Annotated in this window: 5 protein-coding genes; 3 read left to right on the top strand and 2 right to left on the bottom strand. The window is 76.0% G+C overall.

Annotated elements, in window-relative coordinates; all coding sequences use genetic code 11:
• Positions 1 to 196 precede the first annotated feature (196 nt).
• The gene (locus ACFWXO_RS33360) at positions 197 to 1,801 is read right to left on the bottom strand and encodes an HtaA domain-containing protein (protein ID WP_380528637.1); all 1,605 of its coding nucleotides are present in this window, start codon (positions 1,799 to 1,801) and stop codon (positions 197 to 199) included.
• An 81-nt stretch (positions 1,802 to 1,882) separates the two neighbouring features.
• Positions 1,883 to 3,406 (bottom strand): HtaA domain-containing protein, encoded by a 1,524-nt coding sequence (locus tag ACFWXO_RS33355; RefSeq protein WP_380528635.1) that lies wholly within the window; start codon positions 3,404 to 3,406, stop codon positions 1,883 to 1,885.
• Between the two features lie 244 nt (positions 3,407 to 3,650).
• Between ACFWXO_RS33355 and ACFWXO_RS33350 the strand changes: the two genes are divergently transcribed.
• Genes ACFWXO_RS33350 through ACFWXO_RS33340 form a run of 3 tightly spaced genes read left to right on the top strand, consistent with a single transcriptional unit; the run spans position 3,651 to position 6,597 of the window.
• A complete protein-coding gene (locus tag ACFWXO_RS33350; RefSeq protein ID WP_380528633.1) occupies positions 3,651 to 4,685 on the top strand; it encodes a hemin ABC transporter substrate-binding protein in 1,035 nt (344 codons plus the stop codon).
• The gene (locus ACFWXO_RS33345) at positions 4,682 to 5,767 is read left to right on the top strand and encodes a FecCD family ABC transporter permease (RefSeq protein ID WP_380528631.1); all 1,086 of its coding nucleotides are present in this window, start codon (positions 4,682 to 4,684) and stop codon (positions 5,765 to 5,767) included. Before ACFWXO_RS33350 ends, ACFWXO_RS33345 begins: the two co-directional genes overlap by 4 nt.
• A complete protein-coding gene (locus ACFWXO_RS33340; RefSeq protein WP_380528629.1) occupies positions 5,764 to 6,597 on the top strand; it encodes a heme ABC transporter ATP-binding protein in 834 nt (277 codons plus the stop codon). Before ACFWXO_RS33345 ends, ACFWXO_RS33340 begins: the two co-directional genes overlap by 4 nt.
• The last annotated feature ends 142 nt before the right edge of the window (positions 6,598 to 6,739 follow it).

Below are 6,739 nucleotides of genomic sequence, written 5' to 3'. Positions count from 1 at the left end.
CGGCCATCGGTCCAAACGGGGGCCCTCTACCACCCCCCCCCCGGCCCAACCCGGTTGGGCGCCGCACGGCCGGGTGGGGCGCCCGCACCGGGCCCCCCGGGGCCACCCCCCCCGGGGCGGCCCGGACACCCGCCGCGAACGCACCGGCCCCCGCGAGTACCCACTCGCGGGGGCCGGTGCGCGTTCCGCTCCGGGATCAGGCCCGCACCGCGCCACGGCGGTTGCGCACCAGGACGGTGGCGCTGCCGCCCACCAGCAGCAGTCCCGCCGCGGTGGCCAGCAGCGGAACCACCGGGGTGTCCGCGCCGGTCGCGGCCAGCGCACCGGTGCCGGCGCCGCTCAGCGCGGTGGTGGTGAGCGAGGCGCCGCCGCCCGCGCCGCTGCCCGCCCCACCGCCGGAACCCTGGCTGCCCGAACCCTGGCCCCCCGCGGCCGGGTTGCCGCCGCCGGTCGTACCGGAGGAGCCGGCGGGCGGCAGCTTGGCGTCCTTGTCGAAGGCCAGGGTCGCGCTCACCGGGTCCAGGGCCGTACCCGCAGGGTAGTTGGAGAACACCGGGACGCCCTCGGCGGTCAGCGTGGCCGGGACGCCGGTGAGGGTGACGACGCCGTCGACCGGCTTCAAGGCGGCGGCGGGGACGTCGAGCTTGGCGATCCGCGCGCCGGTCAGCACGGTCGACCGGCCGTCCGGGGACTTGCCGTTGACGTCGGCGGTGAGGAAGGCGCCGTCCTTGTCGATGACCAGACCCGGCTTGGAGAGCGTGGTGTCGAGCGCCCAGCCGTCCTTGCCCGGGTGGCCGAGGAAGCGGACCGAGCCGGTGTAACCGGCGGTGAGCGTGTGGTCGGCGGTGTTGTACGTGCCGGTGGCACCGCCGAAGCGGTAGTCGGCCGCGCCGCCGCCGAACTCGACCTTCCCGGCGGCCATCGGGGATTCGAGGTACTTGCGGAAGCTCTCCTTGACCGTCCAGTTCAAGGTGCCGTTCAGTACGGGCAGACGGTCGGAGCCGGTGACGGGGGTGCCGGTCGGCAGGGGTGTCGCGGGGGCCGTGGCGGTCGGCGAGGCGGTGGCCGTGGCGGTCGCGGTCGGCGAGGCGGTCGCCGACGGCGAGGCGGTGGCGGACGGCGTGCCGGTCGGCTGCGCCGTCGGCGAAGCGGTGGCGGACGGGGTGGCCGTCGCCGTCGGAGTGGGCGTCACCGGGCCCTGCTTGAGCAGCAGCGACAGCGGGTCCATGTCCGTTCCCGCCCCGTAGAAGCCCGCGAAGGCCTTGGCGCCCTGCTCGGTGAGCTTCGCGCCGGTCGGCACCCCGGTGGTGGTGTCCCGCCCGACGGTGAAGGTCACCAGCGGCACGTCGTCGCGCCGGGTGATCTCGGAGGCGCCCACCGTCTCCTTGGCGGCCGTGTCGGCCGTGAGGGTGCCGGTGGTGCCCGAGGTAACGATCCTCAGGTCGCTGAGCGCGAGGTCCAGCGCGCCGTGGTGGGCGGTGAAGTGCACGCCGCCGGTGAACGAGGACTTGAGCGCGTGGGTGCCGAGGTCGTAGGTGGCGTTCGCCAGCCCGAAGTGGAAGGTGCCGTCGGCGTTGCGGGTCGCGCCGCCGGTCGGCTCGACCGCGCCGCCCTGGGAGGCCGGTCCCTCGATGTAGCTGCGGAAGCTGGCCTTCACCCCCCAGTCCAGCGCGCCGGTGTCGTAGCTGACGCTGCCCGGGGCGCCGCCGGCGAAGGCCAGCGCGGGGGCGCCGAGGGCGGTCAGGCCGAGGCCGGCGGTGGCGGCGGCCAGAGCGGCGAGCCGAGTGCGGTTGCGGGACATGGTGATGCTCCGTTCAGGTGACGGGGGGGACACGGGGGACGGGGACAAGGGGGACGGGGGCAGGACGGGAAGGGGGACGGCTCAGGCCGACTGGTCCGCGTCCGGCGCGGCGGCCGAGCGGCGGCGGCGCAGCAGCAGCCCGCCGGTCACGGCGAACGCGGCGACCAGCACCGCGCCGCCCGCCGTGGCGGCCACCGGGAAGCCGCCCGTGGAGGAGTCCGCGGCGGCCGCGACCGGCGAGGCGGCCGGGCTCACCGGGGTGGCCTCAGCGGCCGGGGTGGCCGGGGCGCTGCCGAGGTCGGGCAGCGGGGGCAGGGCGGCGGCCGGGTCGAGGGCGACGGCGAAGCTCAGCGGGTCCATCTCGGTCCCCGCCGGGTAGAGGCCGCCGAAGGCCTTGGCGCCGCCGTCGGCGAGCTTGAGCGGCAGTTCGACGGCCTTGAGCAGGCCGCCCTCCGGCTTGAGGCCGGCGGCGTCGAAGGTCGCCAGTTCGACGCCGGTCAGCTGCTGGGTGGCGCCGTCCGGGGTGCGTCCGGAGACGTCGGCGAGCAGGCGGCCCCGGCCCTCGGCCACGCTGACGGCCGGGTCGGCCAGGGTGAGGTCCAGGCCGTAACCGTCGCCACTGCGCAGACCGGTGAAGCGGACGGTACCGGTGAAGCCGGCGGTGAGTTCGCCGGTGCCGGGGTCGTAGCTGCCCTTGGCCGGGGTCCAGCGGTAGAAGGCGCCGCCGTCGGCCGCGCCGCCGCCGAGCTCCCAACGGCCCTGGGCGATCGTGCCGGTGACGTAGTCGCGGAAGGTGCGGCGCACGCCCCAGTCGAGGGCGCCGTTGCCGAACTCGGTCCGCGCGGGCGCCTGGGCGGCCGGCTGTGTGGCGGTCGCGGCCGGGGACGCAGCCGTGGGTGTCGCGCCCTGGCCGGTACCCGGCGTCGTGCCCGGGGTGGCGCCGGGCGCGGCCGCCGCCGGACTCGGCTGCGCGGCGGGCAGGTTGACGGAGAGGCTGAGCGGGTCCAGGGCCGTACCGGCCTGGTAGAAGTTGCCGAAGGCCTTCGCCCCGGCGTCGGTGAGAGTAGCCGGGACGTTGGCGAGGTTCAGCGTCCCGGCGGCGCCGCGCAGGTCGACGCCGGCCAGCGAGAGCTCGGCCAGTTTGGCCTGGCCGGCGGTGCCGACCTGGCCGGTCTCCTTGGACTTGCTGCTGACGTCGGCGTACAGCCCGGCCGCGCCACCGGGGGCGGCCCGGAAGGTGAGCCGCCCGAGGCTCAGGTCGAGCGCGTTGCTGCCGTTCTCCTGGTGCCCGGTGAAGCGGACCCCGCCGGAGAAGGCCGCGGTCAGCGCGCCGGTGGCCGGGTCGTAGGTGCCGTTGGCGGAGTGGAACCGGAAGGTGTTGCCGCCGACCGTGGCCGCGCCGCCGGTGAGCGCCCAACTGCCCTTGGCGATGGGCCCGGTGACGTAGGTCAGGAAGGACTGTCTGATCCCCCAGTCCAGCCGCCCGCCGGAGACCTTGCCTTCGGCGGCCACCGCCGGGGACGGCGAGAGGACCACCGCCGACAGGGCGGCGAGTACGGCCACCAGGGTGGCGGCCAGGCGGCGGAGCCGGCTGGGCAGGGACACGCGGATCACTCCTCGGAAGGACACGGCCGTGCGGGCAGGGAGGACCCTGCGGGCAGGCACGACAGGCAGGCACGACGCGCAGGCACGGCGGGACGGGCCGTGCGGGCACGACGGAGAAGGGGTGGCCGGGAAACCGACCCCCTTGCGGGATTTAGGTAAGGCTAACCTAATATGTGAGTCAAGAGCCCCGCCACCCGGCCTCCCCGGCCGGAGCGGACGACAACACCCCACGAAGGGAAGCCCGTTGAGCAGCAGTACGACCCGACCCCAGGTGGCCCGCGGGCCAGCCCTCCTGCTGCTACTCCTCGGCCTGGTGCTCGCCCTCACCGCTTGCAGCACCGCTCCTCGCACCGGCACCGCCACCGGCGGAACGACGGCCGGGGCCACCCGCTCCCCCGACGCGGTCGAGCCACTGCCCGTCGAACCCGTCCCCCGCCTCCCGGCCACCACCGCCTCCGCCGACGGCCGCCAGGTCACCGTCACCAGCGCCGAGCGGATCATCCCGCTCAACGGCAGCCTCGCCGAGCTGGTGTTCAGCCTCGGCCTCGGCCCCAAGGCGGTCGCCCGGGACGTCTCCACCACCTTCCGGCAGGCCGCCGCCCTGCCGGTGATCACCCAGGCCCACGAGGTCTCCGCCGAGGGCGTGCTGTCCCTGCACCCGACCGTCGTCCTCGCCGACCGCTCCACCGGCCCGGCCGAGGCGATCGACCAGATCCGCGCGGCCGGCGTCCCGCTGCTCGTGCTGGACGACGCCAAGCGCCTCGCCGACGTCGGCCCGCGCATCGACACCGTCGCCGCCGCACTCGGAGTCCCGGACGCCGGGCGGCAGTTGAAGGAGCGCACCGAGCAGCGGATCGCCGCAGCCGAGGCCGCCGTACCGGCCGGCGGCAGCCGGCCCAAGGTGGCCTTCCTCTACCTGCGCGGCAGCGCCTCCGTCTACCTGCTCGGCGGCCCCGCCTCCGGCGCCGGCTCGCTGATCGAGGCGGTCGGCGGCGAGGACGCCGGCACCGCCGCCGGACTCACCGGCGACTTCACCCCGCTCACCAGCGAAGCCCTGGTCAAGGCCGCGCCCGACGCGATCCTGGTGATGAGCAAGGGACTCGACTCTGTCGGCGGCGTCGACGGGCTGCTCAAGCTCCCCGGCGTCGCCCAGACCCCGGCCGGGCTGGACCGCCGGATCGTCTCCATCGAGGACGGCCAACTGCTCAGCTACGGCCCGCGCACCCCCCAGGTGCTCCGGGAGATCACCGCCCAGCTGCACCCGGCAGGCGCCAAGTGACCACCGCCGTACGGGAGAAGAACGCGGCGCAGAGCCGGCCGAAGGCCCGCCCCGGCCCCTCCCGCAGCACCCTGATCACCGTCGTGCTCGCCACCGCCCTGGTGCTCTGCGCCCTGCTCGCGGCCGGCACCGGCGCCTACCGCATCCCGCTCGGCGACATCCTCGGCTCCGCCGCCCACCGCCTCGGCCTCGGCGGGCACGCCCTGGAGCGCGTACCCGAATCGGTGCTGTGGAACGTCCGGCTGCCCCGGGTGGTGCTCGCCCTGCTGGTCGGCGGCTCGCTCGGCTGCGCCGGCGCCCTGATGCAGGGCGTGTTCGGCAACCCGCTCGCCGAGCCCGCCGTGATCGGCGTCTCCTCCGGCGGCGCGGTCGGCGCGGTGGCCTGCATCGTGCTCGGTCTGGACGCCCTCGGCGGCTGGACGGTCACCGTGTTCGCCTTCGCCGGCGGGCTGTCGACGGTCTTCGCGGTCTACCTGATGGCCCGGGCCGGCGGCCGGACCGAGGTGGTCACGCTGATCCTCACCGGGGTCGCGGTGAACGCCTTCTGCGGCGCGCTGATCGGCCTGCTGCTGTTCACCGCCGACTCCGCCGCGATCAGCCAGGTGACTTTCTGGCAGCTCGGCTCGCTCTCCCAGGCCACCTGGGGCAAGGTGCTCGCCGTCCTGCCCTTCGCCGTCGTCGGACTCACCGTCGCCCCGCTGTACGCCCGCAAGCTGGACCTGCTGGCGCTCGGCGAACGCCCCGCCCGCCACCTCGGGGTGGACGTCGAGCGGATGCGGCTCACCCTGATCGCCGTAGTCGCCCTGCTCACCGCGGCGGCCGTCGCGGTCAGCGGCATCATCGGCTTCGTCGGCCTGGTCGTCCCCCACCTGCTGCGGATGCTGGCCGGGCCCGGCCACCGCTTCCTGCTGCCCGCCTCGGCCCTCGGCGGGGCACTCGTCCTGGTCGCCGCCGACCTCGCCGCCCGCACCCTCGCCGCCCCGGCCGAACTGCCGCTCGGGGTGCTCACCGCCCTGATCGGCAGCCCGTTCTTCTTCTGGCTGCTGCGCCGGACCCGGACCAAGCAGGGAGGCTGGGCATGAGGCTGCACCGGTCCCGCCCCGTCCCCGAACGCCCTCTGCCCGGCTCCGAGTTGCTCGCCGCCGAGGCGGTCCGACTGACCGTCGGCGGCCGCCCGCTGCTGGCCGGCGCCTCGGTCCGGGTCACCGCCGGGGAGGTGGTCGCGCTGCTCGGGCCGAACGGCGCGGGCAAGTCCACCCTGCTCTCCGTCCTCGCCGGGGACGCCGCCCCGCAGGGCGGCACCGTCACCCTGCGCGGCCGCCCGCTGGCCGACTACGGCGCGGCCGAACTCGCCCTGCACCGGGCGCTGTTGCCGCAGTCCGCCACGCTGTCCTTCCCGTTCCCCGCCGACCGGGTGGTCCGGATGGGCCGCGCCCCCTGGACGGGGACGGCGGCCGCCGCCGAGGACGAGGCGGTGGTCGCCGAGGCGATGGCCGCCACCGAGTCCACCCCCTTCGCCGGGCGGCCCTTCACCGCCCTGTCCGGCGGCGAACGGGCCCGGGTCGCGCTCGCCCGGGTGCTCGCCCAGCGCACCCCGCTGCTGCTCCTGGACGAGCCCACCGCCGCCCTCGACCTGCGCCACCAGGAACTGGTGCTGCGGATCGCCCGGGAGCGCGCCGCCGCCGGGGACGGCGTGGTCGTGGTGCTCCACGACCTGTCCCTGGCGGCCGCCTACGCGGACCGGGTGGTCCTGCTGACGGACGGCAGCACGATCGCCGACGGCCCGGTCGCCGAGGTGCTGCGCGCACCGCTGCTCAGCGAGGTGTACGGCCACCCCGTCGAGGTGCTGCCCCACCCGCGCACGGGGGTGCCGCTGGTCCTGCCGGAACGGACCGGCGGGGCCCGCCCCTGACCCTCCGGCAACAGAAGGCAGCGCGGCCCGTGCCCCCGATCGGGGTACGGGGCGCGGCGGCGCCGGGGGCGGGGAAATTGCAGTGAGCCAGGGAGACGACGGAATCGGACCCCTGGGCGAAGACACCAGGGGCTCAGGAGAG

Origin of the sequence: Kitasatospora sp. NPDC059088, from assembly GCF_042738155.1 — a bacterium.
Lineage (GTDB): Bacteria > Actinomycetota > Actinomycetes > Streptomycetales > Streptomycetaceae > Kitasatospora.
Note: the sequence above shows the minus strand (reverse complement) of the source record. Positions and strands in the feature narration are given on the sequence as shown.

Excerpts from the sequence above, each read along its gene's own strand:
- ACFWXO_RS33360 (WP_380528637.1), bottom strand. The coding sequence starts at position 1,801 with ATGTCCCGCAACCGCACTCGGCTCGCCGCTCTGGCCGCCGCCACCGCC.
- ACFWXO_RS33340 (WP_380528629.1), top strand. The coding sequence starts at position 5,764 with ATGAGGCTGCACCGGTCCCGCCCCGTCCCCGAACGCCCTCTGCCCGGC.